Annotated in this window: 24 protein-coding genes; 15 read left to right on the plus strand and 9 right to left on the minus strand. The window is 69.3% G+C overall.

The genetic code is table 11. The annotated features are described in order from the left end of the window. The first annotated feature begins 8 nt into the window (after positions 1 to 8). Both AC5Y5V_RS07590 and AC5Y5V_RS07595 read left to right on the plus strand, forming a co-directional pair. Entirely contained in the window at positions 9 to 917 is a 909-nt protein-coding gene (locus tag AC5Y5V_RS07590; protein WP_499932385.1) for a hypothetical protein, read from the plus strand. Next, complete coding sequence (locus AC5Y5V_RS07595; RefSeq protein ID WP_499932386.1) at positions 902 to 1,555, plus strand: TrmH family RNA methyltransferase; 654 nt, start codon at positions 902 to 904, stop codon at positions 1,553 to 1,555. Before AC5Y5V_RS07590 ends, AC5Y5V_RS07595 begins: the two co-directional genes overlap by 16 nt. Positions 1,556 to 1,648: 93 nt before the next feature. Here the strand turns inward: AC5Y5V_RS07595 and secE2 are convergent, their stop codons facing one another. Together secE2 and AC5Y5V_RS07605 are read right to left on the minus strand one after the other, a co-directional pair. Beyond that, positions 1,649 to 1,864 (minus strand): calcium dodecin, encoded by a 216-nt coding sequence (gene secE2 / locus AC5Y5V_RS07600; RefSeq protein WP_067229813.1) that lies wholly within the window; start codon positions 1,862 to 1,864, stop codon positions 1,649 to 1,651. Between the two features lie 16 nt (positions 1,865 to 1,880). Further along, entirely contained in the window at positions 1,881 to 2,840 is a 960-nt protein-coding gene (locus tag AC5Y5V_RS07605; protein ID WP_499932389.1) for a LysR family transcriptional regulator, read from the minus strand. Between the two features lie 24 nt (positions 2,841 to 2,864). Between AC5Y5V_RS07605 and AC5Y5V_RS07610 the strand changes: the two genes are divergently transcribed. The 11 genes from AC5Y5V_RS07610 (at position 2,865) to AC5Y5V_RS07660 (ending at position 15,185) form a co-directional block, all read left to right on the plus strand. Next, positions 2,865 to 4,034 carry an XdhC family protein gene (locus AC5Y5V_RS07610; protein ID WP_499932390.1) on the plus strand — a complete coding sequence of 390 codons (1,170 nt, stop codon included), beginning with the start codon at positions 2,865 to 2,867 and terminating at the stop codon, positions 4,032 to 4,034. A 32-nt stretch (positions 4,035 to 4,066) separates the two neighbouring features. Continuing rightward, complete coding sequence (locus AC5Y5V_RS07615) at positions 4,067 to 4,948, plus strand: FAD binding domain-containing protein (RefSeq protein WP_499932392.1); 882 nt, start codon at positions 4,067 to 4,069, stop codon at positions 4,946 to 4,948. Between the two features lie 2 nt (positions 4,949 to 4,950). Then, complete coding sequence (locus tag AC5Y5V_RS07620; protein WP_499932394.1) at positions 4,951 to 5,433, plus strand: (2Fe-2S)-binding protein; 483 nt, start codon at positions 4,951 to 4,953, stop codon at positions 5,431 to 5,433. Next, on the plus strand, positions 5,430 to 7,826 hold the full coding sequence (locus AC5Y5V_RS07625; RefSeq protein ID WP_499932395.1) for an aerobic carbon-monoxide dehydrogenase large subunit: 2,397 nt from the start codon (positions 5,430 to 5,432) through the stop codon (positions 7,824 to 7,826). Before AC5Y5V_RS07620 ends, AC5Y5V_RS07625 begins: the two co-directional genes overlap by 4 nt. Before the next feature lie 5 nt (positions 7,827 to 7,831). Then, positions 7,832 to 8,680 carry an XdhC family protein gene (locus AC5Y5V_RS07630; RefSeq protein ID WP_499932496.1) on the plus strand — a complete coding sequence of 283 codons (849 nt, stop codon included), beginning with the start codon at positions 7,832 to 7,834 and terminating at the stop codon, positions 8,678 to 8,680. Beyond that, the gene (locus tag AC5Y5V_RS07635; protein ID WP_499932396.1) at positions 8,677 to 9,261 is read left to right on the plus strand and encodes a nucleotidyltransferase family protein; all 585 of its coding nucleotides are present in this window, start codon (positions 8,677 to 8,679) and stop codon (positions 9,259 to 9,261) included. The genes AC5Y5V_RS07630 and AC5Y5V_RS07635 overlap by 4 nt, the downstream gene beginning before the upstream one ends. Then, a complete protein-coding gene (locus AC5Y5V_RS07640; protein WP_499932398.1) occupies positions 9,261 to 10,127 on the plus strand; it encodes an AAA family ATPase in 867 nt (288 codons plus the stop codon). The genes AC5Y5V_RS07635 and AC5Y5V_RS07640 overlap by 1 nt, the downstream gene beginning before the upstream one ends. A 13-nt stretch (positions 10,128 to 10,140) precedes the next feature. Further along, on the plus strand, positions 10,141 to 10,761 hold the full coding sequence (locus AC5Y5V_RS07645; protein WP_499932399.1) for an SRPBCC family protein: 621 nt from the start codon (positions 10,141 to 10,143) through the stop codon (positions 10,759 to 10,761). Between the two features lie 4 nt (positions 10,762 to 10,765). Continuing rightward, on the plus strand, positions 10,766 to 11,938 hold the full coding sequence (locus tag AC5Y5V_RS07650) for a vWA domain-containing protein (protein ID WP_499932401.1): 1,173 nt from the start codon (positions 10,766 to 10,768) through the stop codon (positions 11,936 to 11,938). Between the two features lie 205 nt (positions 11,939 to 12,143). Continuing rightward, on the plus strand, positions 12,144 to 13,958 hold the full coding sequence (locus tag AC5Y5V_RS07655; protein WP_499932402.1) for a serine/threonine-protein kinase PknD: 1,815 nt from the start codon (positions 12,144 to 12,146) through the stop codon (positions 13,956 to 13,958). A gap of 45 nt (positions 13,959 to 14,003) precedes the next feature. Further along, a complete protein-coding gene (locus tag AC5Y5V_RS07660; RefSeq protein WP_499932404.1) occupies positions 14,004 to 15,185 on the plus strand; it encodes a glycoside hydrolase family 76 protein in 1,182 nt (393 codons plus the stop codon). Between the two features lie 93 nt (positions 15,186 to 15,278). Here AC5Y5V_RS07660 and AC5Y5V_RS07665 read toward each other — a convergent pair whose 3' ends face one another. After that, entirely contained in the window at positions 15,279 to 15,968 is a 690-nt protein-coding gene (locus AC5Y5V_RS07665; protein ID WP_499932406.1) for a DedA family protein, read from the minus strand. Positions 15,969 to 16,030: 62 nt separating this feature from the next. On the opposite strand from AC5Y5V_RS07665, the gene fbaA reads away from it, so the two are divergent. Further along, positions 16,031 to 17,062: a class II fructose-bisphosphate aldolase gene (gene fbaA / locus AC5Y5V_RS07670; protein WP_499932408.1), complete on the plus strand. Its 1,032-nt coding sequence runs from the start codon at positions 16,031 to 16,033 to the stop codon at positions 17,060 to 17,062. Between the two features lie 36 nt (positions 17,063 to 17,098). Here fbaA and AC5Y5V_RS07675 read toward each other — a convergent pair whose 3' ends face one another. Together AC5Y5V_RS07675 and AC5Y5V_RS07680 are read right to left on the minus strand one after the other, a co-directional pair. Next, positions 17,099 to 18,322 (minus strand): Rv0361 family membrane protein, encoded by a 1,224-nt coding sequence (locus AC5Y5V_RS07675; RefSeq protein WP_499932410.1) that lies wholly within the window; start codon positions 18,320 to 18,322, stop codon positions 17,099 to 17,101. A 46-nt stretch (positions 18,323 to 18,368) separates the two neighbouring features. After that, positions 18,369 to 19,163: an Rv0361 family membrane protein gene (locus tag AC5Y5V_RS07680; protein ID WP_499932412.1), complete on the minus strand. Its 795-nt coding sequence runs from the start codon at positions 19,161 to 19,163 to the stop codon at positions 18,369 to 18,371. Positions 19,164 to 19,241: 78 nt separating this feature from the next. Between AC5Y5V_RS07680 and AC5Y5V_RS07685 the strand changes: the two genes are divergently transcribed. Next, positions 19,242 to 19,655, plus strand: coding sequence for a DUF3151 domain-containing protein (locus AC5Y5V_RS07685; protein ID WP_499932414.1), 414 nt, complete (start codon positions 19,242 to 19,244; stop codon positions 19,653 to 19,655). 6 nt (positions 19,656 to 19,661) lie between these two features. On the opposite strand, the gene AC5Y5V_RS07690 is transcribed toward AC5Y5V_RS07685, so the two are convergent. From AC5Y5V_RS07690 to AC5Y5V_RS07705, 4 genes are all read right to left on the minus strand, one after another. Next, the gene (locus tag AC5Y5V_RS07690; RefSeq protein ID WP_499932416.1) at positions 19,662 to 20,567 is read right to left on the minus strand and encodes a cation diffusion facilitator family transporter; all 906 of its coding nucleotides are present in this window, start codon (positions 20,565 to 20,567) and stop codon (positions 19,662 to 19,664) included. A gap of 40 nt (positions 20,568 to 20,607) precedes the next feature. Next, a complete protein-coding gene (locus AC5Y5V_RS07695; protein WP_499932418.1) occupies positions 20,608 to 21,360 on the minus strand; it encodes a site-2 protease family protein in 753 nt (250 codons plus the stop codon). Between the two features lie 40 nt (positions 21,361 to 21,400). Beyond that, positions 21,401 to 22,912, minus strand: a complete 1,512-nt coding sequence (locus AC5Y5V_RS07700; RefSeq protein ID WP_499932420.1) for a protein kinase domain-containing protein — start codon at positions 22,910 to 22,912, stop codon at positions 21,401 to 21,403. Between the two features lie 103 nt (positions 22,913 to 23,015). Further along, positions 23,016 to 23,642, minus strand: a complete 627-nt coding sequence (locus AC5Y5V_RS07705; protein WP_499932422.1) for a peptidase M50 — start codon at positions 23,640 to 23,642, stop codon at positions 23,016 to 23,018. Positions 23,643 to 23,715 lie beyond the last annotated feature (73 nt).

Consider the following 23,715-nt stretch of genomic DNA (forward strand, 5'->3'; position numbering starts at 1 on the left):
CGCTGCCGGTGCGTTCGTTGATTGCGGTGGTGGCCTGCCTGGCGGTATCCCTGACGGGCTGCTCGCAGTCGAACCATGAGGACCGTCCCTACGGCGCGCTGGCCGCCCGGTTCGGCGAATCGCTGGCCCTGCTCGGCTGGAACATGTCGGTCTCCAACCTGCGCTGGAACGACGACTACGTGCTGGTCAACGTCGACGCGTCGCCGACGGACCCCAAGGGAGCGCACGCCAAACCCGAGGACATCCGGTTCGGCCTGTACGGCGCGCTGGCGCATCCGATGGAGTCCAACGGCCTGGGCAGTTGCGACGCGGCCATCCAAGCGGCCGGCAACGCGCACGACATCCCGGCGCCGTTGTCGGCGCCGTCGGGACGGCTCACCGGCACGGTCTGCCTGGGTCCGCTGAAGGACCGCAGCCAGGTGCGCGGGATATACGTCTACTCGCCGCGCGACCGGATATCGGGGACGTCGGCCGCCTATCCGGCGGCGTTTCCGGTGGGATTGTTGCCGACGAACGAGAACGACACCGGCCTGGTGGTCAAGACGGTGAGCCTGTCGGCCTGGCGCGCCAACGGCACGCCGGTGAAGCAGTCGCAGCTCGGCGATGCGGCCGCGTTCAACGGCGGCGGCTACATGCTGCTGGGTCTTCAGGCCTCCGCCGTCGCGGCGCGGTACAGCGACGACTCGGCCAAGCGCGGCGGTCCGCTCATGCTGCTGGCCGCGCCGACGCTGCCCGGCCGGGAAGGCAGCCCGGCCTGCGCCGTGTACGGGTCGTCGCTGCTGGTGCTGCCCGACGCGTCGCTGAACTCGGTGCAGTTGAATGCCTCGCTGTGTACCCAGGGTGAGATCAACCAGGCGCTGCTGTACGCGACCGTGGCGATCGTTGGCACCCACGCCGGGGTGTGGACGCAGCGGTGAGTGAGCCCGGACCCACGGAGTGGGGCACGTCCCCCGGCGTCGGGCCCTGGGTCGGTGCGCCGCCCGACGATCCGCGGTATGACCCAGTTCTGTTGGCCGACGGCGACACTCGCAACGTCGTCGACGCCTACCGGTACTGGACCCGCGAAGCGATCATCGCCGACATCGACAGCCGCCGGCATGCCCTGCATGTGGCGATCGAGAACTTCGGGCATGACGCCAACATCGGCTCGGTGGTGCGTACCGCCAACGCGTTCGCCGTCGACACCGTGCACATCGTCGGCCGCCGCCGGTGGAATCGCCGCGGCGCCATGGTGACCGACCGCTACCAGCGGTTGTGCCACCACGACAGCACGACAGAACTCATGGCGTTTGCCGCCGGCGCCGGGCTGACCGTCGTCGCCGTGGACAACGTCCCGGGTTCTGTGCGGCTCGAGGAGACCGCTTTGCCGTTGCGGTGTCTGCTGGTCTTCGGCCAGGAAGGGCCCGGTATCACCGACGGCGCCCGCGCGGATGCGGCGATCACCGTGTCGATCGCCCAGTTCGGCTCGACGCGCAGCATCAACGCCGGCGTCGCGGCCGGGATCGCGATGCACGCGTGGATCCGGCAGCACGGGGATCTCACCCGCGCGTGGTGATCTGTGCTCGCTGGCCGGCGTTGATTCTGCGGTGAGCGCGCTACCTACTCGTACTTGCGCAGTGGACGCAAAGTCAACAGCCTCAAAGACGCGTCAGCTCGGCCGCGCCGGCCGCATCTTGAACGAAACCTCCAGCTTGATGCGGAAGGTGATCTTGCCGGCGCTGTCGACCGACATGTCCTGCTCGATGACGCGGGCCACGCGGATGTCGTCCACGCTTTCCCGCGCCCGCTGCACCGCCTCGGCCGCGGCCTGCTCCCAGGAGGTGGGGCTGGTCCCGATGATGTCGATCACCTTGTAGACGCTCATGTCCCAAAGCGTATAGCTAACTCCACAGCGTCACGTGAACCTTCGGGCGGAATCTCGTCACGCCGACCCCGCTGCCGCGGATCATCGCCTGAATGCACCTCGGCGTGGTGATGAAGCGAACCAACTCCGACACCGCGGGTTGACGCGCCGACGGCGGCAGCGTCGACACACACCATTCGCCGGACCGGTCCAGCCCGGGACCGTTCAGGTGCGTCAGCCGGCCGGCGGCGAGGTCCTTCGCGACGGCGAAACCGATCGTCAGCGTGGCGCCGCCGACGCGCCGGATCTCCTCCAGAGCGGCGGCGTCGCTCTGGAAGATCCGCTGCTGGGACTCCGGAATTGCCAACCCGCGCAACATGCTTGCGATCTCGCCGTCCACACTGCCCGCCGACGGCCCGAGCATCCACTGCTGGGCGCGCAACAGCGCGGGCGTCGGAACACCAACGGCGAGTGGGCTGTTCGGTGCGACGACGGTGATGATCTGATACTTCAGAAAGGGCCGCACGAACAGCGAGCTATCACAGGCACTCTCGCTGCCCGGCCCGATCGCGATGTCCACGGCCCGCGACGCGATCAGGTCGCGGAACTGGCTCGTCGGATGCACGCTCAGCTCGACCGACAGGTCGTCGGCCCGCGACGAGAACAGCTCGATCAGCCCCGGCGCCGCGTGCTCGGCGAACGTCGACGACGCCGCGATCCGCAGCAGCCGACGCCCGTGCGCGGCCTCGGTGACCTCGATCGCGGTTTGCTGTTGCAGGCCCAGGATTTCGACCGCGCGGCTGGCCAGCCGCAGACCGCCGGGGGTGAACGCCAGCCCCGCACCCGTCCGGGTGAATAGCGGGTCGTCGAGTTCCTTGCGCAGCGCCGCGACGTGCATCGAGACTCCGGCATCGGAAAGCCCGAGCTCGGCTGCGGCGGCCCGTACCGAACCCAACCGGACCACCGCCGAAAAGGCCCGAAGTTGAGCCGGAGTCATGTCCTGGAGCCTACTTTTAAAAGCATGCGGGACGTGCTTGCCAAGCTGATCTCCGTCTGGAGCGCCGGTGACTCCGTCGGCGTGGGCACGGTGGTGCGGACTTTCCGGTCGGCGCCGCGGCAGGCCGGCGCCTCGATGGTGGTGGCTCCCGACGGCTCGGTCAGCGGCTCGGTGTCCGGCGGCTGCGTCGAGGGCGCGGTCTACGAACTCGCGGCCGAGGTGGCCCGGACGGGCAACGCGCGGCTGGAACGTTTCGGCGTCAGCGAGGATGACGCCTTCGCCGTCGGTCTGACCTGCGGCGGAATCATCGACGTGTTCGTCGAACCCATCTCCCAGGCCACCTTCCCCGAACTCGCCGCGGTGGCCGACGACATCGCCGAACACAACGCGGTCGCGGTCGCGACCGTCATCGCCCATCCGGATGCGTCCCGAGTCGGCCGCCACCTCGTCGTGCGCCCGGAAACGTCGGCGGGATCGCTGGGGTCGGCGCGCGCCGATGCCGCCGTCGCCGACGACGCGCGCGGCCTGCTCGCCCTGGGCCGCAGCGAGGTCCTCGAGTACGGGCCCGACGGGCAGCGGCTCGGCGAGGGCATGGAGGTCTTCGTTGCCAGTTACGCGCCGCGGCCGCGGATGCTGGTCTTCGGCGCGATCGACTTCGCCGCAGCCCTGGCGCAGCAGGGATCGTTCCTCGGTTACCGGGTGACCGTCTGCGACGCCCGGCCCGTGTTCGCCACCGCGTCGCGCTTTCCCACGGCCGAGAACGTCGTCGTCGACTGGCCGCACCGCTATCTCGCCGCCCAGGCCGAGGCGGGCGCGATCGACAGGCACACCGTGATCTGCGTGCTCACCCACGACCCCAAGTTCGACGTCCCGGTGCTCGCGGTGGCGCTGCGCCTGCCCGACGTCGGGTACGTGGGGGCGATGGGCTCGCGCCGCACGCACGACGACCGGTTGGAGCGGCTGCGCGCGGCCGGCCTCACCGACGCCGAGCTGAGCCGGCTGTCCAGCCCCATCGGGCTGGATCTCGGCGCCCGGACCCCGGAGGAGACGGCGGTGTCGATCGCGGCCGACGTCATCGCCCGGCGCTGGGGCGGCGGCGGCCGCCGGCTGGCCGAAATCGTCGGACGAATCCACCATGACCGCCCGGACGCGCAGCTAGAGAGTGAGTTAAACGATCACTTAACTCGCCATTGACCCCCTGGTGGGGTGGGCTGACACTGACCCCCATGCAAGTTCCAGGGCCCTTCGAATACGAACGCGCGACCAGCGTCGACCACGCGGTCGGACTGCTGGATCGGCTGGGTGACGGCGCGCGGGTGGTCGCCGGCGGACACAGCCTGCTGCCGATGATGAAGCTGCGCATCGCCAACCCCGAGTACCTCGTCGACATCAACGACCTGGCGCCCGAGCTGGGATACGTGATCACCGACCCGACGCTGGTGCGCATCGGCGCCATGACGCGGCACCGCGAGCTGCTGGAGTCCGACACTCTGGCCGCGGTGTGCCCGATCTTCCGCGACGCCGAGCGGGTGATCGCCGACCCGGTGGTCCGCAACCGCGGCACCCTGGGCGGTTCGCTGTGCCAGGCGGATCCGGCCGAGGACCTGTCGACGGTGTGCGCCGTGCTGGACGCGGTCTGCCTGGCGCGCGGACCGTCGGGCGAGCGCGAGATCGGCATCGACGACTTCCTGGCCGGACCGTATGAGACCACGCTCGCCTACAACGAGCTGCTGATCGAGGTCCGGATCCCGGTGCGGCTGAACACCTCCAGCGCGTACGCGAAAGTCGAGCGGCGGGTGGGCGACTGGGCCGTTACGGCGGCCGGGTCGGCGCTGACGCTGGACGGTGACGACATCGTCGCCGCCCGCGTGGGCCTGACGGCGGTGAATCCCGACCGCGAGGCGCTGGCCGGGCTCGCCGCCGCGCTCGTCGGCCGACCCGCCACCGAGGAGACCTTCGCCGAGGCGGGCCGGCTCGCCGCACAGGCCTGCGACCCGGCCGACGACATCCGCGGCACCGCCGAATACAAGCGGCACCTCGCCTCCGAACTGACCATTCGAACGCTGCGCAGCTCGGCTCAGCGCGTGCGCGACCAAAGGAGCAACTGACGATGCAGGTGAACATGACCGTCAACGGTGAACCGGTGAGCGCCGACGTCGAACCGCGGATGCTGCTGGTGCACTTCCTGCGGGACCAGTTGCGGCTCACCGGAACTCACTGGGGCTGCGATACCAGCAACTGCGGGACCTGCGTCGTCGACGTCGACGGCGTGCCGGTGAAGTCCTGCACGATGCTGGCCGTCATGGCGTCCGGGCACAGCGTGCGAACCGTCGAAGGACTTGCGGGGCCGGACGGCGCGCTCGACCCGATCCAGGAAGGGTTCATGCGCTGCCACGGCCTGCAATGCGGCTTCTGCACACCGGGCATGATGATCACCGCCCGCGCGCTGCTCGACCGCGACCCCGATCCCGACGAGGACACCATCCGGGAGGCGATCTCCGGGCAGATCTGCCGCTGCACCGGATACACGACCATCGTGCGTTCCATCCAGTGGGCCGCGAAGCACGCGCAGGCGGAGGTGCCGACGCCATGACCACCATTTCGCGGCCGCCTTCGGACGAAGACCTCGCCGACAACGACCAAAAGCCTTGCGGTTACGGCCGGATGCTGCGCAAGGAGGACCCGCGGTTCATCCGCGGCCGGGGCCGCTACGTCGACGACGTCGTCCTGCCGGGCATGCTGCACCTGGCGATCCTGCGATCGCCGTACGCGCACGCGCGCATCGCCGGCATCGACGTGACCGCCGCACTGGCCCACCCGAAGGTCAAGGCCGTGGTGACCGGCGCCGACCTGGCCGGCAAGGGCCTGGCCTGGATGCCGACGCTGTCCAACGACGTGCAGGCCGTGCTGGCCACCGACAAGGTGCGTTTCCAGGGCCAGGAGGTCGCGTTCGTCGTGGCCGAGGACCGGTATTCGGCGCGCGACGCGCTGGAGCTGATCGACGTCGACTACGACCCGCTGGACCCCGTCATCGACGTGCGCAAGGCGCTGGATCCGTCGGCGGCGGTGATCCGCACCGACCTCGAAGGCAAGACCGACAACCACTGCTTCGACTGGGAGACCGGCGACGCGGCCGCCACCGACGCGGCGTTCGCGAAGGCCGACGTGGTGGTCTCCCAGGAGATCGTCTACCCGCGCGTGCACCCGGCGCCGATGGAAACCTGCGGCGCCGTCGCCGATCTGGATCCGGTCACGGGCAAACTGACGCTGTGGTCCACCACCCAGGCGCCGCACGCGCACCGCACCCTGTACGCGCTGGTCGCCGGGCTGCCGGAGCACAAGATCCAGGTGATCTCCCCGGACATCGGCGGCGGCTTCGGCAACAAGGTGCCGATCTACCCGGGCTACGTCTGCGCGATCGTCGGCTCGCTGCTGCTGGGCCGGCCGGTCAAATGGATGGAGGACCGCAGCGAGAACCTGACGTCGACGGGTTTCGCGCGGGACTACATCATGGTCGGCGAGATCGCGGCCACCAACGACGGCAAGATCCTGGCGATCCGGTCCAACGTGCTGGCCGACCACGGCGCCTTCAACGGCACCGCAGCGCCGGTGAAATACCCGGCCGGGTTCTTCGGCGTGTTCACCGGCAGCTACGACCTCGAGGCCGCCTACTGCCACATGACCGCCGTGTACACCAACAAGGCGCCCGGCGGCGTGGCGTACGCGTGTTCGTTCCGCATCACCGAGGCCGTGTACTTCGTGGAGCGGCTGGTGGACTGCCTGGCGTTCGACCTGAAGATGGACCCCGCCGAGCTGCGGCTGCGAAACCTGTTGAAGCCGGAGCAGTTTCCGTACCGCAGCAAGACGGGCTGGGAATACGACTCGGGCGACTACGAGACCACCATGCGCAAGGCCATGGACATGATCGGCTACGACGCGCTGCGCGCCGAGCAGCAGGAGCGGCGGGCGCGCGGCGAACTGATGGGCATCGGCATGGCCTTCTTCACCGAGGCCGTCGGCGCCGGGCCGCGCAAGGATATGGACATCCTCGGCCTCGGCATGGCCGACGGCTGTGAGCTGCGCGTGCACCCGACCGGCAAAGCGGTGGTGCGGCTTTCGGTGCAGACCCAGGGCCAGGGCCACGAGACGACGTTCGCCCAGATCGTCGCCGAGGAGTTGGGCATCCCGCCCGACGACATCGACGTCGTGCACGGCGACACCGACCAGACGCCGTTCGGGTTGGGCACCTACGGCAGCCGGTCCACGCCGGTGTCGGGTGCGGCCGCGGCCCTGGTGGCGCGCAAGGTCCGCGACAAGGCCAAGATCATCGCGTCGGGAATGCTGGAAGTGTCGGTGGCCGACCTCGACTGGGAGAAGGGCACATTCCACGTCAAGGGTGACCCGTCAGCGGCGGTGACGATTCAGGACATCGCGATGCGCGCGCACGGCGCCGGCGACCTGCCCGACGGCATCGAGGGCGGGCTGGATGCCCAGATCTGCTACAACCCATCGAATCTGACGTATCCGTACGGCGCGTACTTCTGCGTGGTCGACGTGGATCCGGGCACCGGCGTGGTCAAGGTGCGGCGGTTTTTGGCCGTCGACGACTGCGGCACCCGCATCAACCCGATGATCATCGAGGGCCAGGTACACGGCGGCATCGTCGACGGCATCGGCATGGCGCTGATGGAGATGATCGCCTTCGACGAGGACGGCAACTGCCTGGGCGGCTCGCTCATGGACTACCTGATCCCGACCGCGCTCGAGGTGCCGCACCTGGAGACCGGCTTCACGGTGACACCGTCACCGCACCACCCGATCGGCGCCAAGGGCATCGGCGAATCGGCGACCGTCGGCTCGCCGCCCGCGGTGGTGAACGCGGTGGTGGATGCGTTGGCGCCGTACGGTGTTCGGCACGCGGATATGCCGCTCACGCCGTCGCGGGTGTGGGAGGCCATGCAGGGCAGGGCGAGGCCGCCGATTTGACCCGCATCAGCGAACGCGCCCAGCAGCTGTTGGCGGCACGGACACCGTTCGTGCACGCGACGGTGGTGCGCGCCCAGCAGCCCACCTCGGCGACGGCCGGCGACGAGGCGATCCTGTTGGCGGACGGCACCATCGAGGGCTTCGTCGGTGGTCAGTGCGCGCAGAACTCCGTCCGCAAGGCGGCGCTGGGCGTGCTGCAGGCCGGCGAAAGCGTGCTGCTGCGCGTGCTTCCCGACGGCGACGTGCACTTCCCGGAGGCGCCGGGCGCCTGCGTGGTGGTCAACCCGTGCTTGTCCGGCGGCTCGCTGGAGATCTTCCTGACGCCGCAGCTGCCGGCCCCGCTGATCCGCGTGGACGGGGCCACCCCGATCGCCGACGCGCTGTTCGCGCTGTGCGAGGTGCTCGGCTACGACGTGCGGCGGGAGACGGATCTGGCCGACACCGACGCCGTGGTGATCGCCAGCCACGGCGGGCCGGAAGCCGAAATGATCCGCGCCGCACTGGATAACGGCGTCGGCTACATTGGGCTGGTGGCCAGCAAGGTGCGCGGCGCGTCGATCCTGAACGAACTCGAGCTCTCCGACGCCGAGCGTTCCCGCGTCCACACCCCGGTCGGCCTGCCCATCGGCGCCAAGACCCCCGCGGAGATCGCGGTGTCGATCGGCGCGGAGCTGATCGCGGCCCTGCGGGAGGGCAACCTGGCCCGGGCCGTTGCGGCGCCCGCTGCTCAGCAGGCCGTCGACCCGGTGTGCGGCATGACCGTGCCGGTCGGACCCGGCACCGAACACCTGCACCGCGCCGGTACGGACTACTGGTTCTGCTGCGCGGGCTGCCGGACGGCGTTCACGGGATGACCCGGGTCACCGGCGTCCTGCTCGCGGCCGGGGCTTCTCGACGGCTGGGCACGCCCAAACAGCTGCTGCCCTACGGTGATACGACCTTGCTGGGTGCCAGCCTCGGCGCGGCGCGCGAGGCCGGCTTCGACCAGCTGATCGTCACCCTCGGGGGCGCCGCCGAGGTGGTCCGCGAAACCGTGCAGCTGGCCGGCGCCGACGTGGTGACCGTCCCCGATTTCGGCACCGGCTGTTCGGCGTCGCTGCGGGTGGCGCTGCGGCGGGTGGACCCGCGGGCCGCCGGCATCGTGCTCATGCTCGGCGACCAGCCGCGTCTGGATCCCGCGATCGTGCGAACGCTGATCGCGCAGGCACCGCCCGCCGCCGTGGTGGTGTGCCGCTACACCGACGGCATCGGCCATCCATTCTGGTTCGGCCGCAGCGTATTCGGCGATCTCGCGGGACTGCACGGCGACAAGGGCGTCTGGAAGCTCATCGAATCGGGGCGGTATGCCGTGCGCGAATTGCCCGTGGACGGCCCGGTGCCCCTGGACGTGGACACCTGGGACGACTACCGCCGGCTGCTGGAATCGGTGCCGTGATGTTCACGGATCCCAACGACGTGGTGCGCCGCTTCGACGCGCAGGACTACCTGCTGGACACCGGGACCGCGTCGGCCATCTACCTCGCGGTGGCCCTCGGCCGGCCGCTGCTGCTGGAGGGCGAACCCGGGGTCGGCAAGACGACGGCGGCGAAAGTCCTTGCGGCGGTGCTGGACACCACGCTGGTGCGGCTGCAGTGCTATGAGGGGCTGACGGCCGGCGAAGCGCTCTACGACTGGAACTACCAACGGCAGCTGCTGTCGATACGGCTGGCCGAGGCGCGTGGCGCGGCCATCGACGAGGCGGACCTCTACACCGAGTCGTACCTGGTGGACCGGCCGATCCTGCAGTGCGTGCGGCACCGCGGGCCCACGCCGCCGGTGCTGCTGATCGACGAAATCGACCGGGCCGACGACGAATTCGAGGCGCTGCTGCTGGAGTTTCTCGGCGAGTCCGCGGTCACCGTGCCGGAGCTCGGCACCTTCGTCGCCGAGCGCCCGCCGATCGCCGTGCTGACGTCCAACCGCAGCCGCGACCTGCACGACGCGCTGCGGCGCCGCTGCCTGTACCACTGGATCGACTACCCGGAGCCGGCCCGGGCGGCCGCGATCGTGCGCCGGACGGTGCCGGGGGCCACCGCGCCGCTGATCGAGCATGCCACCCAATTCGTCAGCAGCGCACGCGATCTCGACCTGGACAAACCGCCCGGCGTCGCCGAGGCCATCGACTGGGTCGCCGCCCTGGTGTCGCTCGGGGTCGCGGACCTGGTCGACCCGGCCGCCGTCGCGAGTCTTGCTGCGTTGGCCAAGACGCCCGACGACCGGACGCTGATCCGCGATGCGTTCGCCGAATACAGCCGCACCTGAAGGGATTCGAACGATGAAGATCGCCAACCAGTTCAGCGTCAGCGCACCCGTCGAGCAGGCCTGGGACGTGCTGTGCGACCTGGAGCAGGTGATCCCGCTGATGCCGGGCGCACAGCTGGTCGGCCACGAGGGTGACGACTACGTCGGCAAGGTGAAGATCAAGGTCGGGCCCGTCACCAGCGAGTTCACCGGCAAGGTGCGGTTTGTCGAGCAGGACCGCGCCCAGCATCGCGCGGTCATCGACGGCAAGGGCAAGGAGGCGCGCGGCACCGGCAACGCGGCCGCCACGGTCACCGCCCAACTGCATGAGGACGGGGACCGCACCCGCGTCACCGTCGACACCGACCTCAAGATCGTCGGCAAGCTGGCGCAGTTCGGCAGCGGAATGCTGCAACAGGTGTCGGAGAAGCTGCTCGGTCAGTTCGTCGAGTCGCTGGAGGCCAAACTGGCCGCCGAGAGTGCGGGACCGGACGCCGTCGCCGCCCCCGCCCAGACCGCCTCCCAGACCGTCGAGCCCGCTCCCGTCGACCTGCTGGAACTCGCCGGCGCCGACCGCCTGAAGAAGTACGCCGGCGTCGGGCTGGCGGTGGTGGCGCTGCTGGTGCTGGCCTGGCTGCTGCGCAAGCGGCGCTAGTCCCGTGTTGCTGCGGGGTGTCGACCTGGCGGCGTTCGCGGCCGCGCTGGTGGTGCGGCTGCGCGGTGCCGGGGTGCCGGTCTCCGGCGACGGGCAGGCGACCTTCGTGCAGGCGCTGCGGCGGTTGGTGCCGCACACGTCGTCGGCGCTGTACTGGGCGGCCAGGATCACCCTGGTCAACCGCATGGAGGACCTCGCCGCGTTCGACGCGGTGTTCTGGTCGGCCGTCGGCTACGCCGACGACGCGAAACGGCCGGAATCCCTGGCACTTCCGGGTCCGCGCACGCCCGCGTCCGGCATCGTGCACCGCGGGGACGGCGCGTCCCCGTCCCGAGGCGACGCCCTGCCCTGGGCCACCCGCCGCGCCGCCGACCACGTCGGCGCCGCCGCCGGCATCCGACTGCCCGACGTCCTGCCCGGCCGCCTCGCCGCGATGGCCGACGAACCGTTCGACCAATTCGACCCCGACGACCTGCGGCAGCTCGGCTCCTGGCTGGAGGACACCGTCGCGCGCTGGCCGCGGCGGCGCAGCCTGCGGTCCGAAGCCAGCCCCCACGGCAAGCGGATCGACCTGCGGGCGACCCTGGCCGCGTCGCGCTCGACCGGCTGGGAAGCCGTGCGGCTGGCGCGCACCCGTTTGCGCCGTCGTCCCCGACGGGTGCTTTTGCTGTGCGACGTCAGCCGCTCGATGCAGCCGTACGCCGCGATCTACCTGCACCTCATGCGGGCGGCGGTGCTGCGGCAGGCGCGCATCCGGCCAGAGGTGTTCGCGTTTTCGACGTCGCTGACCCGGCTCACCGCGGTGCTGTCCCACCGCTCGGCCGAGGTGGCGCTGGACCGCGCCAACGCCAAGGTGACCGACCGCTACGGCGGCACCTTCATCGGCCGCAGCGTCGCCGCCCTGCTGTCCCCGCCGCACGGCAGCGCACTGCGCGGGGCCGTCGTCATCGTCGCCTCGGACGGTTGGGACAGTGACCCGCCCGACGTGCTCGAACGCGCGCTGGCCCGGCTCCGTCGTCGCGCCCACACGCTGGTCTGGCTCAACCCCCGCGCGGCGCAACGGGATTTCCAGCCGCTGGCCGGCTCGATGGCCGCCGCGCTGCCGCATTGCGACCTGTTCCTGCCGGCGAACTCACTGACCGGGTTGCAGGACCTGTTCGTCGCGTTGGCCCGCTGAACGCGTTTTCCTGGTGGGGAGCGATTGCGGGCAGCCGCCCCGGCGACCGTTGCGGTCTTCGCCGTCTCCAACTACTTGAGCCACAACACAACCCAACTCATCCTGCCCGGCCGATCCCCGTAATTCGCAAGTTTATTCATCTCCCATGAACTTCATGTGAGGCTTATCGTTTGCAGCAATCGAACGTCGAGATGGAAGGCCGCTCATGGAGGGCACCCCGTTCGGTCGATACCGGCTGATCGAATTGCTGGGCCGCGGCGGGATGGGCGAGGTGTGGCGGGCGCACGACACCGTCACGGATCGCGTCGTTGCGATCAAAGTCCTGCCGGCGAATCTGTCTGAGGACCAAGACTTTCAGCGGCGGTTCCGTCGAGAGGCCCACGCGGCGGCACGCTTGGATACTCCGCACGTGGTCCCCATTTACGACTACGGGGAGATCGACGGTCGGCTGTATGTGAGCATGCGGCTGATCAACGGCCGCGATCTGGACGTAGTACTCGCCGAGGGCCCCCTGGATCCGGCCCGCGCGGTGCGGATCATCGATCAGGTCGCGAAGGCGTTGCACGCCGCCCATGAGGTGGGTTTGCTGCACCGCGACATCAAACCCTCCAACATCCTGCTGGACCGCGACGACTTCGCCTACCTGATCGATTTCGGGATTGCCCGCATAACCGACGAAACCCGAATGACGAAGACCGGCAACACGATCGGCACGTTCGCTTACATCGCCCCGGAGCGGCTCGATCCGCACGCCGAAGAGGACGCCCGCGTCGATGTCTACTCGTTGGCGTGTGTGCTCTATCAAGCTCTGACCGGTGAGCCGCCTTTTCCCGGGAGCACGACAGCCCACCTCATCGCGGCGCACCTCAACACTCCACCGCCTCGGCCCTCGACCCTTCAACCGGGAGTGCCCACGCGGGTTGACGATGTCATCGCGACCGGCATGGCCAAAGATCCCGGGCTGCGGTACGCCACCACAATCGAGTTGGCAGACGCCGCCCGAGACGCGATCGCTGTCCCCGTCGAGCGACCGGCATCGGTTACCCCGCCGCTCCCGACGACGCAGCTGCCGCCGGCCCAGCCGTGGACCGCTACGGCCGCGTCACCGGCGCCCGCCAAGCCCGCGCTGCCCGCCCCGGCGAAGGCTGGCCGGATCAGTCGGCGCACCACGATCACGCTCATCGCCGCCGCCGTTGCACTCGTCGGCGTCATCGCAGCGGCTGTAGGCATTCCCGCCCTGATCAAACACCCGGCATCGTCGCAACGGCCTTATGGCACTCAAATTGCTCTGCCGTTCACCGGCTTGAACAAGCCCATCGGTGTGGCGGTGGACAACACCGGCACCCTCTACCTCTCCGACTCCTACAACGATCGGGTGTTGAAACTGGCCGCAGGCTCGGCCGCCGCGATCCAGCTGCCGTTCACCGGTCTCAACAAACCCATCGACGTGGCGGTGGACCGCACCGGCACCCTTTATGTGACGGACTTCTTGACGCAATCGGTGCTAAAGCTGGCCGCTGGCTCGTCCACCCCAACCGAGTCGTCGCTGGAGCATCCCTGGGGTGTGGCGGTGGACAGCACCCTCACTCTCTACGTCACCGACCCCGTCGGCCACAGAATTTTGAAGCTTGGGGCGGGCTCGTCCACCCCGACTGAGTTGCCGTTCACCGGCCTCAACGATCCTTACTGTGTCGCGGCGGACAGCGCGGGCGCCGTCTATGTCGCCGACGCTTCCAACAACCGAGTGTTGAAGCTGGCGGCGCACTCGTCCACACCGACTGTGCTCTCCCTGACCGGCCTCAACAAACCCCGCGGCGTTGCGGTGGACAGCACCGGCAACGTCTACGTCGTGGACAGCGGTAACGGCCAAGTGTTGAAGTTGGCGGCAGACTCGCAGACGTCGACCAGGTTGCCCTTCACCGGGCTCGATAGTCCCTCCGGTGTGACGGTGGACAGCACCGGCAACGTGTACGTCGCCGACTACGGCAACAACCGGGTGCTGAAACTTCCGGTGCAGTAGCACCGACGCCACTCCTCGGCCCGCTTTGAGGCAGGATCGGTAAGTATGGACCAGCTGTGGGCGAACCGGGCGGCCAGCGCCGAAGCCGCCGTCACGCAACGGCACCTGAAACGGCTGTGGGGGATGCCCGGCACCCAGCTGGGGGTGGTGGCCTGGCCGTCCACCCGAAAAGACCGGCTGTTCAGCACGTGGCATTACTGGTGGCAGGCGCACCTGCTGGACTGCCTGGTCGACGCGCAGGTGCGCGATCCGCAGCCGGAGCGCCACACCAGAATCAACCGGCAGGTCCGGTCGCACCGGGTGCGCAACAACTTCTCGTGGACCAACAACTACTACGACGACATGGCCTGGCTGGCGCTGGCGCTGGAACGTGCCGCGCGGCTCGCCGGCGTCGAGCGTCGGCGCGCCTTGCCCAAGCTTGCCGATCAGCTCGTCAAGGCGTGGGTGCCCGAGGACGGCGGCGGCATCCCGTGGCGCAAGCAGGACCAGTTCTTCAATGCCCCGGCCAACGGCCCCGCCGGGATCTTCCTGACCCGCTACGGCGACCGGCTGCCCCGCGCCGAGCAGATGGCCGACTGGATCGATCGCACGCTGATCGACCCCGAGACGCACCTGGTGTTCGACGGCATCATGGGTGGCTCGCTGGTGCGCGCGCAATACACCTACTGCCAGGGGGTGGTGCTCGGGCTGGAGACCGAACTGGCCGCGCGGACCGAGCACGGGCGGCACGCCGAACGGGTGCATCGCCTGGTCGACGCCATCGCTGAGCACATGGCGCCGTCGGGGGTGCTGCAGGGCTCAGGCGGCGGGGACGGCGGGCTGTTCGCCGGGATCACCGCCCGCTACCTCGCGCTGGTCGCCACCGACCTGCCGGGTGACGACGACGCCGACATCGCCGCCCGCCGCACCGCCGGGGCGTTGGTGGTGTCGTCGGCCAAGGCGGCGTGGGACAACCGGCAAACGGCGGACGGGCTGCCGGTATTCGGCGCGTTCTGGGACCGCGACGCCGAGCTGCCCGCTGCCGGCGGCCAGGCCGCGCAGTTCGTCGGGGGCGCGGTTAACGCGTCCGAATACCCCGAGCGGGACCTGTCGGTGCAGGTGTCCGCGTGGATGCTGATGGAGGCCGCGCACAACGTCGCGGAGGCTGCTGATGCCGGCGACGACGCGGACGTCGCGCCGGACGAGGACGACGCCGAGTCCGGCCACGGCGACGTCGCCGACGCGTAGCCCGCTCCTAACCGTCGCGAAGGTCCTCAAATTGGGGGTCTGAGCGGTGTTTTCCTGTACTTTTGGGGCCGCTCGCGCCGTGGCTCAGGTGGGTCAAGCATTACTTTCCGGGGCAGCGGTGGGCTCTTGCTCGGGTGCGTGCCGGTGCCGCGACCGGTAGATCTTCACGGCGGAGAACAGCGCCGGCAGCAGCGACACGAACAGGACGCCCAGGATGATCTTTTCCAGGTTGTGGTTCACGAACGGCACGTTGCCCAGGAAGTAGCCCGCCAGCGTCACGCCGCCGCCCCACGCGATGCCGCCGACGATGTCGAACGCCAGGTAGACCGGATAGCGCATGTAGGAAACCCCGGCTACCACCGGCGTGAACGTCCGGATGAACGGCGCGAAGCGGGCCAGGATGATCGCCCACGGCCCGTATTTCTCGAAGAAGGCGTGCGACTCGGTCACGTAGTGCTTCTTGAAGAACCGCGAGTCTTCCTTCTTGAACAGCGCCGGACCGATCCGTCGCCCGATGAAATACCCGCACTGATCGCCCAGGATCGCGACCACGGCCACCGCCGGCGCCAGCACCCAGATGCTGACCGGTGGTTCCGGGTGGGCGGACAGCAGCCCGCCGGTGAACAGCAGCGACTCGCCGGGCAGCAGCGGAAACAGCAGGCCAGTCTCGATGAAGATGATGATCAGGATCCCGGGCAGCACCGCGGAGCCGAATACACCGTTCTTACCCAGCCAGAACCACGGGTCGAGGATGCCGCCTGCGGCCATCACGGTGGTGCTCATGGTGCTTCAACATACCGGCGTTGCCATACTGGACAGATCCGTACTTCTCAGAGGAGTCATCCATGCCGATCGCAACGCCCGAGATCTACGCCGAGATGCTGGGCCGTGCCAAGGAAGGGTCGTACGCCTTCCCGGCCATCAATTGCACCTCGTCGGAGACCATCAACGCCGCCCTGAAGGGCTTCGCCGACGCCGGCAGCGACGGCATCATCCAGTTCTCCACCGGCGGCGCGGAGTTCGGCTCGGGCCTGGGCGTCAAGGACATGGTGACCGGCGCCGTCGCGCTGGCCGAGTTCGCCCACATCGTCGCGGCCAAGTACCCGATCAACGTGGCCCTGCACACCGACCACTGCCCCAAGGACAAGCTCGACACGTATGTGCGCCCGCTGCTGGCGATCTCCGCCGAACGGGTGGGCAAGGGCTTCAACCCGCTGTTCCAGTCGCACATGTGGGACGGCTCGGCGGTGCCCATCGACGAGAACCTGGAGATCGCGCAGGAGCTGCTGAAGCAGGCGGCGGCCGCCAAGATCGTCCTGGAGATCGAGATCGGCGTGGTGGGCGGCGAGGAGGACGGCGTCGCCAACGAGATCAACGACAAGCTGTACACCACCCCCGAGGACTTCGAGAAAACCATCGACGCCCTGGGCCACGGCGAACACGGCCACTACCTGCTGGCCGCCACCTTCGGCAACGTGCACGGCGTCTACAAGCCCGGCAACGTCAAGCTGCGCCCCGACATCCTGGCTCAGGGCCAGAAGGTGGCCGCGGCCAAGCTGGGCCTGTCCGACGGGGCGCAGCCGTTCGACTTCGTCTTCCACGGCGGTTCGGGTTCGGAGAAGTCCGAGATCGAGGAGGCGCTGCGCTACGGGGTGGTCAAGATGAACGTCGACACCGACACCCAGTACGCGTTCACCCGCCCGATCGTCACGCACATGTTCACCAACTACGACGGCGTGCTCAAAGTCGACGGCGAAGTGGGCAGCAAGAAGGTCTACGACCCGCGCAGCTACCTCAAGAAGGCCGAGGCCGGCATGACCGAGCGCGTCATCGAGGCCTGCAACGACCTGCACTGCGCCGGCAAGGCGCTGAGCTGACGGCCCCCGCCGAGCAGACGGGCTGAGTCGCGCGGGCTAAGGGGACTGGCAGACCTTCCATTCACCGTCCAGCAGCTGCAGGTCGATGCCGCGTGTCGAGCGCAGCTGCGGGTCGTATGCCATGTACGTGGTCACGTTCGCCTCGGCGTGCTTGCCGTTGACGGCGACCTCGTCGATGGTGTCGATCACCGGATACTGCTTGGCGTTGGCGGTCCGCTGATAGGTCGCCGCCCAGGCCTCGTCGCTGTAGTGCAGGTAGCCGTCCCGGGTTGTGCCACAGGTGATGCTGCGCAGCGTCGCCAGGTCGCCCTTCTGGACCGCGGTGTCGTACTTGCGGATCGTGGTGCGGACCCGGTCTTCCTGCGACACCTTCGGCGAGCCGTGCCGCAGCAGCAACACGGCGGACACCGCGGCGATCACCACCGCCGCCACGGCGACCGGGATCAGCCACAGCGCCATGCGCCTGCGCGCCGCCGCCGGTAAGACGGCTGCGACGGGCACGACGGGCGCGACGGCGGTCGGTGCGGGTGCGACGACGGTGTCGTCCGTCGTCGTACCGGCCGGCGTTTGGGCGTCGGCACGCAGCGCGGCCGCGAACTCCCGACAGTTCGCGAAGGCGGGTTGCGCGGTCAGCGCCCGCGATATCGGCCCGTCCAGGCCCGCCAGCTCCGGCCGAATCGTGTCCAGGCCCGACTCGGGCCTTGCGCCGCAGAGCAACTCGTAAGCCGTTGCGGCCAAGGCGGATTGGTCAGCGCCCTGGCCCGAACCGCGGGGCGCCGTGCCGAAGTTCGTCAGCATGACCCGCCGCTCGCCGGCCTCGCCGGTGGCGAGCAGGATGTTGGCCGGCCTGACGTCGCCGTGCGCCAGGCCGCGATCGTGTGCGTAGTCCAGCGCGTCGGCGGCAGCGGCGACGATCTCGATCGCCTCGTCGCGGGGCAGCCCGTCGCGCTGCTGCTCCAGCAACCGCGAGGCCGACGTGCCCTCGACAAAGTCCGTCGCGATCCACAGCCGCCCGTCGAATTCGCCCCGGTCGCGCATCCCGACGATGTGCGGGTGGGCCAGCGCCGCGGCCGCCTCGGCCTCGCGGTGGAAGCGCTCCCGGAACTCGGGGTCTGCCGACGCCTCGGCCGACAGGATCTGCAACGCGGCCGGACCCGGCAGCCGGGGGTCGTCGACGAGGTACACCTCACCGGAGACGCCGGACCCCAGCGTCCGCACGACCGTGAAGCCGGCAAACACCGAACCCTCGTCCAGCGACATGGCGGACATCCTACATACGGGGCGGCTCGCGCCCGCCTCGCGCGACCTAGCCGGTGGGGGACTGGCAGATCTTCCAATGGTCGTCGCGGTACTGCAGGTCAAAGCTGCGCGTCGAACGGACCTGGGGGTCGTAGGCCATGTACGTGGTCACGTTCGCCTCGGCGTGGCGGCCGTTGACGGCCACCTCGTCGATGGTGGCTATCACCGGAATCTGCTTGGCGGTCAGAACGCGGTGGTAGGTCTCCTGCCAACGGCGCTCGTCGTAGTCGGTGTAGCCGTCGCGGGTGGTGCCGCAGGTGATGCCGCGCAGCGTTGCCAGGTCGCCGGCCTGCAGCGCGGTGTCCAGTTGCCTGATGGTCTGTCGCACCCGGTCTTCTTGCGAGACGCTGCCCGAGTGGTGCGGGCTCAGCAGCACCATGAGCAGTATCGCGATGGCGATCACCGCCAGGACGATGACCACGATCGCCAGCACCCAGCCCAGCTTGGTGTTGCGGGTTGCGCCCTTGGACTTCGTCGCCTCGCGGGGCGGGATCGATTGAGGCACCGCGGTTTTCGGCGGAAACCCCGGTGCCGGCGGGGGCGGTGCGGGGGGCGGTGCGGGGGCGTGCCGGGGGGCCGACGCGCGCGGCGACTTCGGGATGACCTCGGTTTCGGGATCCGAGCCGGTGGGGATCACCTGGGTCTCTTTGGCGTCGAAGCCGGGCGCGGTGAAGCGCCGTTCGCGCTGCCCCTCCGGATTCGTGTCGTAGTCCGCGTCCGACTCGGGCTTGATCACCACGGTTTCGGTCTCGGCGTCGTTGGGCACCAAGGGTCGGCCTTCGGGCTCGGGTGCATCGGCCATGGTCGTAGCTTAGCGACCGCGTACCGGATTGGGGCGTCGGCAAGCTGGCGCATTTGCTCTCCCGGCAAAATGGACCCCATGACGCCTATGGGTGACCTTCTGGGACCTGATCCGATCCTGCTGCCCGGTGACAGCGAGGCCGAGGCCGAACTGCTCGCCGGCGAAAAGCCGGGCATTGTCGCGGCCGCGCACCCGTCGGCCTCGGTGGCCTGGGCGACGCTCGCCGAGGAGGCGCTGGCCGACGACAAGGCCATCACCGCCTACGCGTACGCGCGCACCGGCTACCACCGTGGCCTGGACCAGCTGCGCCGCAACGGCTGGAAGGGCTTCGGCCCGGTGCCCTATGCCCACGAGCCGAACCGGGGCTTCCTGCGGTGTGTGGCGGCGCTGGCGCGGGCCGCCGACGCCATCGGCGAGACCCCCGAGCACCTGCGTTGCCTGGACCTGCTCGACGACTGCGATCCCGCCGCCCGGCCCGCGCTCGGCCTCTAGGGATCGCTAGAAGCTCTCCTCGCAATGCCCGTCCGGGCAGTCGATCTGGACCGTCGCGTGGTCCAGGCCGCGGGTGTGCAGCACGGCACGCGCGTCGGCGAGCACCCGCGCCGAGTCGGCGGTGCTGGTCAGGTGCGCGGTGGCCATGTCTTTGCCCGGTGACAGCGTCCAGACGTGCAGGTCGTGCACGCCGGTGACGCCGTCGACCGCGCCCAGTGCCGTACGCAGCTCCTCGACGTCGACGTGCGCCGGCGACGATTCGGACAGGATCCTCAAGGCCTGTCGCGCCAGCGAGATCGCCCGCGGCAGCACCCACAGCGCGACCAGCACGGCAACCACGACGTCGGCGTAGGGCCAGTGCGTCGTGATGGTGACCACGCCGGCGATCAGCACGCCCAGGCTGCCGACGGTGTCGGCGACGACCTCCATGTAGGCGCCCTTCACGGCGAGGCTGTCCTCCGAATGCGAGCGCAGCAGCAGCGCCACCACCAGGTTGGCCAGCAGGCCGGCCAGGGCCACGACCACCATCGGCACGCCGGGAATCGACGGCGCCTCACTGAGCCGCTTGATCGCCTCGTAGAGGATGAACCCCGCCACGCCGACGAGCAGGACGGCGTTGGCCACCGCGGTGAACACCTCGGCACGGTGCCAGCCGTAGGTGCGGTCGGGCGACGAGCTGCCACGCCGGGCCAGCACCACGGCGCCCAGGCCCATGAAGACGGCGACCACGTCGGTCAGCATGTGTCCGGCGTCGGCCAGCAGTGCGATCGAGTTGATCAGCATCGCGGTGGTCAGCTCCACGACGAAGAACGCCGCGAGTATCCCGGCGGCCGCGATCATGCGCGGAATCATCCGCGAAGCGGCGGCCGGGTCCGCGGCCTCGGCGGGGGTGTGAGAGTGTCCTGCGCCCATGCGCAGTAATATATGCGTATTAATGCATATATCGCAAGAGTCAGATCCACTGGCTCCAGAACCGCGTCAGCCTGCTGCCCCAATGTGCCAGCACCGGCGGCACGCCGGAGAAGCCGAAGAGCCAGTCCACAAATCCGAACAGAAACTGGCTCAGCCCCGGCGCCAGCAGCAGGAACAGCAGGATGAACACGCCCCACTGTTTGGCCGGGGCCACTGCGCGTTGTGTTTCGGGGCTCAGGTGCGGCTCCAGCGCGTCGTAGCCGTCCAGCCCCGGAATGGGCAGCAGGTTCAGCACCACCGCCGTGATCTGCAGGAACCCGAGGAACGCCACCCCGGACCAGAACACGGCATGCCCCGCGTCGAGGAACAGCCGGGCGAGCGTCAGCAGCAGCACCGCGAGCACCAGGTTGGCCGCCGGGCCGGCGAGGCTGACCATGCTGCGACGAGCCGGCGGCATGAACCAGGTCCGCAGGTACACCGCCGCGCCCGGCAGGCCGATCCCGCCCAGCGCGATGAACACCATCGGCAGCACCAGCGAGAGCCCCGGATGCGTGTACCGCCGCGGGTCCAGGGTGAGGTAGCCGCGGACCTCGGCGTCGTGGTCGCCGAACCGCCAGGCCGTGTAGGCGTGCCCGAATTCGTGCAGGCACAGCGACACCAGCCAGCCCGCGATTACGAAGACGAACACGCCGGCATACGACAGCGGTCGCACGGTCGAACCCGCCAGCCAGGCCAGCGCGCCGCCCAGGGCCGTCACTCCAACCAGGGCCAGAAAGATCGGGCTGGGTCGCACGGGTCCGAAGCTACCCGAAGCTACTTGAAAGCCGCTCGGCTCAGGGCGCGGTCGAGAAGTGCAGCACGCTGGGGACGGCGGCAACGCCCGCCTCGTTCTTGAAGTTCATGTAACTGCCGCCGTTGAAGCTCAGCGCATAGTGCGTGCCCGCTGCCAGCGTGCAGTCGACCGAGAAGGTCATGCCGTCGGCCGAGATCTTGGGTGCCATCTGGCACGGGGGGAAGGCGATGCCCTCGATCACCACGAACGAATAGGTATCGGCCGCCATCCTTTGGTTGAACGTGACCTTCAGCTTGAACGGTCCGGCGGGCACCGTGGCGCCCTCAGCCGGTTCGGTCGCGACGACGTTGGGCGCCACGCGCTCCGGCGCCGCGGTCGACGCTGGTGGCGATGTCGGGGACGCGGGCGGTCTCTGTTTGCCGAGTGCGTAAAAGCCGACCGCCGAGACGATCGCGATCACAAGTGCAAGTGCGCCTGCGGCAATGAGGACTGTGCGGCCTCGGTTGCCACTGCGGGCCGTAGCCGTAATGGGCCACGCGGGCGGCGGCGCAGGCGAGCTGGCGGGGGGCGGTGGTCCGGCGGTAAAGATCGTTGGCGGGGCCGGGACACGCTCGGTTTCCCGCTGCGTCATCGGGCGCAACCTGGGAACTGGCGTTGTTTGAGCAAGGGGCTCGGTGATCGCGGTGGGAGCTGGCGCTGGTTGAGCAATGGGCTCGGTGATCGCGTTGTGGGCGGCGTCTGCCAGCTCGACTGTGGTGGCGTACCGCCGATCGGGATTTTTGGCCATGCCGATGGCGATGACCTCGTCCACCTGCGGGGGGAGATCGGACCGAGAGATCGAGGGGCGAGGCGGCGGGAAGTGCAGGTGGGCCATCATCAGGCGCGGGATCGTGTCGTCGGTAAATGGCGGCTCACCGGTCAGGCACTCATACAGCACGCACGCCAACGAATAGATGTCGACCCGGGCGTCCTCTTTGCCGTGTCTGTCCAGGCGCTCGGGGGCGATATAGGCGAAAGTACCTAATGCGTTGCCGGTCTTCGTCATTCGGGTGTCGTCGGTCGCGCGCGCGATTCCAAAGTCGATCAGGTAGGCGAAGTCGTTGGCATCGAGCAAGATGTTGGAGGGTTTGACGTCGCGATGCAGCAGACCAGCCTGATGGGCCGCGTGCAAGGCCAATGCCACTCCCTCGATGACGCGGACCGCCCGCTTCGGCTCGAGCGGACCGTCGGCGAGCACGGCGGCCAAGTCGCGACCCTCAATTAGCCGCATGCTCACGAACAGCCGTCCGTCGATTTCTCCGTAGTCGTAGATCGGGACAACGTGCGGGGTATTCAGTCGCGCCGCGGCATGGGACTCTCGACGGAAGCGCTCCTGGAATTCTTCGTCCTTCGACAGCTTCGGGGGGAGAAGTTTGATCGCCACTTCGCGGTCCGTCACGGTGTCATGCGCACGCCAGACCTCGCCCATGCCGCCTTCGCCGAGCAGCGACAGCAGCCGATAGCGACCGAACGGCGTCCCGCCGACAGCGGCGTGTCCTACCACGATCAGCATGTTAGCGGCCCGTTACCGCAGGCCATACGGCCAGCAGTCGTGGTGATGTGCGGAGTTGGCGGCCTTTTCAGCGCTACGGGCGGCTATTACCTGAAGGCGCTGACTACCGGACCAGCAGCCAGCCCTCCACGTTGCGATAGAACGTCGAGCGGCGTGCCGTGCGGGCGGCCGGAACACCGTCGCGCACGACGGTGACGCCGGTCGTCCCGAGCTGCGCCGCGCGCCCGGTGATCCACCCCCGCCATCCTCCGGTGCGCAGCGCGGCGCGCAGCCCGGGCAGCGTCGCCGTCGGCTCGACCCAGACCTCGGGTGCGTCGCCGTCGAACAGCGCGGTGTCGTCGACGACGGCCTCGCCGTGCAGCGCTGCGTTCCCGTCCGGCGGCAGCCAGCGGGCGCGGCCGACGATTACCGAGCCGGTCTCGTCGCGGATCAGCGGCACCCGTCGCGCGGAGCCGCGCCGCGCCCGTCGGGCCGCCCGGCGCCCGGTCGGCAGCCGGTAGACCCGCGTCGCCGTCGTGCGCCGGCGCGGCACGTAGGCCACCTCGATATCCAGCCGGTCGGCGCGCAGCAGCCGGGTGAGCACGGCGGCCAGGTCGTTGTCGGCGCCGACGACCACCAGCCGGCGGTAGGAGTCCAGGTCGATTGCGTCGAGCCGGTACGCCGGCAGGCCGGACAGCGCACGGGGCGCCGGCCGGTCGCCGAACAGCAGCACCGCCACGCTGGAAATCACGGCACTCCTCGCTAGCTGCTGGGATAGGGTGGGTCACCGGCTGGACCACAATAAGCCAATAAGCAGGGAGTAC

The organism is Mycobacterium sp. NGS68 (assembly GCF_059812195.1).

Excerpts from the sequence above, each read along its gene's own strand:
- fbaA (WP_499932408.1), top strand. The coding sequence starts at position 16,031 with ATGCCGATCGCAACGCCCGAGATCTACGCCGAGATGCTGGGCCGTGCC.
- AC5Y5V_RS07640 (WP_499932398.1), top strand. The coding sequence starts at position 9,261 with ATGTTCACGGATCCCAACGACGTGGTGCGCCGCTTCGACGCGCAGGAC.
- AC5Y5V_RS07625 (WP_499932395.1), top strand. The coding sequence starts at position 5,430 with ATGACCACCATTTCGCGGCCGCCTTCGGACGAAGACCTCGCCGACAAC.
- AC5Y5V_RS07635 (WP_499932396.1), top strand. The coding sequence starts at position 8,677 with ATGACCCGGGTCACCGGCGTCCTGCTCGCGGCCGGGGCTTCTCGACGG.
- AC5Y5V_RS07610 (WP_499932390.1), top strand. The coding sequence starts at position 2,865 with ATGCGGGACGTGCTTGCCAAGCTGATCTCCGTCTGGAGCGCCGGTGAC.
- AC5Y5V_RS07605 (WP_499932389.1), bottom strand. The coding sequence starts at position 2,840 with ATGACTCCGGCTCAACTTCGGGCCTTTTCGGCGGTGGTCCGGTTGGGT.
- AC5Y5V_RS07700 (WP_499932420.1), bottom strand. The coding sequence starts at position 22,912 with ATGCTGATCGTGGTAGGACACGCCGCTGTCGGCGGGACGCCGTTCGGT.
- secE2 (WP_067229813.1), bottom strand. The coding sequence starts at position 1,864 with ATGAGCGTCTACAAGGTGATCGACATCATCGGGACCAGCCCCACCTCC.
- AC5Y5V_RS07685 (WP_499932414.1), top strand. The coding sequence starts at position 19,242 with ATGACGCCTATGGGTGACCTTCTGGGACCTGATCCGATCCTGCTGCCC.
- AC5Y5V_RS07665 (WP_499932406.1), bottom strand. The coding sequence starts at position 15,968 with ATGAGCACCACCGTGATGGCCGCAGGCGGCATCCTCGACCCGTGGTTC.
- AC5Y5V_RS07690 (WP_499932416.1), bottom strand. The coding sequence starts at position 20,567 with ATGGGCGCAGGACACTCTCACACCCCCGCCGAGGCCGCGGACCCGGCC.
- AC5Y5V_RS07680 (WP_499932412.1), bottom strand. The coding sequence starts at position 19,163 with ATGGCCGATGCACCCGAGCCCGAAGGCCGACCCTTGGTGCCCAACGAC.
- AC5Y5V_RS07655 (WP_499932402.1), top strand. The coding sequence starts at position 12,144 with ATGGAGGGCACCCCGTTCGGTCGATACCGGCTGATCGAATTGCTGGGC.
- AC5Y5V_RS07615 (WP_499932392.1), top strand. The coding sequence starts at position 4,067 with ATGCAAGTTCCAGGGCCCTTCGAATACGAACGCGCGACCAGCGTCGAC.
- AC5Y5V_RS07645 (WP_499932399.1), top strand. The coding sequence starts at position 10,141 with ATGAAGATCGCCAACCAGTTCAGCGTCAGCGCACCCGTCGAGCAGGCC.
- AC5Y5V_RS07660 (WP_499932404.1), top strand. The coding sequence starts at position 14,004 with ATGGACCAGCTGTGGGCGAACCGGGCGGCCAGCGCCGAAGCCGCCGTC.
- AC5Y5V_RS07620 (WP_499932394.1), top strand. The coding sequence starts at position 4,951 with ATGCAGGTGAACATGACCGTCAACGGTGAACCGGTGAGCGCCGACGTC.
- AC5Y5V_RS07675 (WP_499932410.1), bottom strand. The coding sequence starts at position 18,322 with ATGTCGCTGGACGAGGGTTCGGTGTTTGCCGGCTTCACGGTCGTGCGG.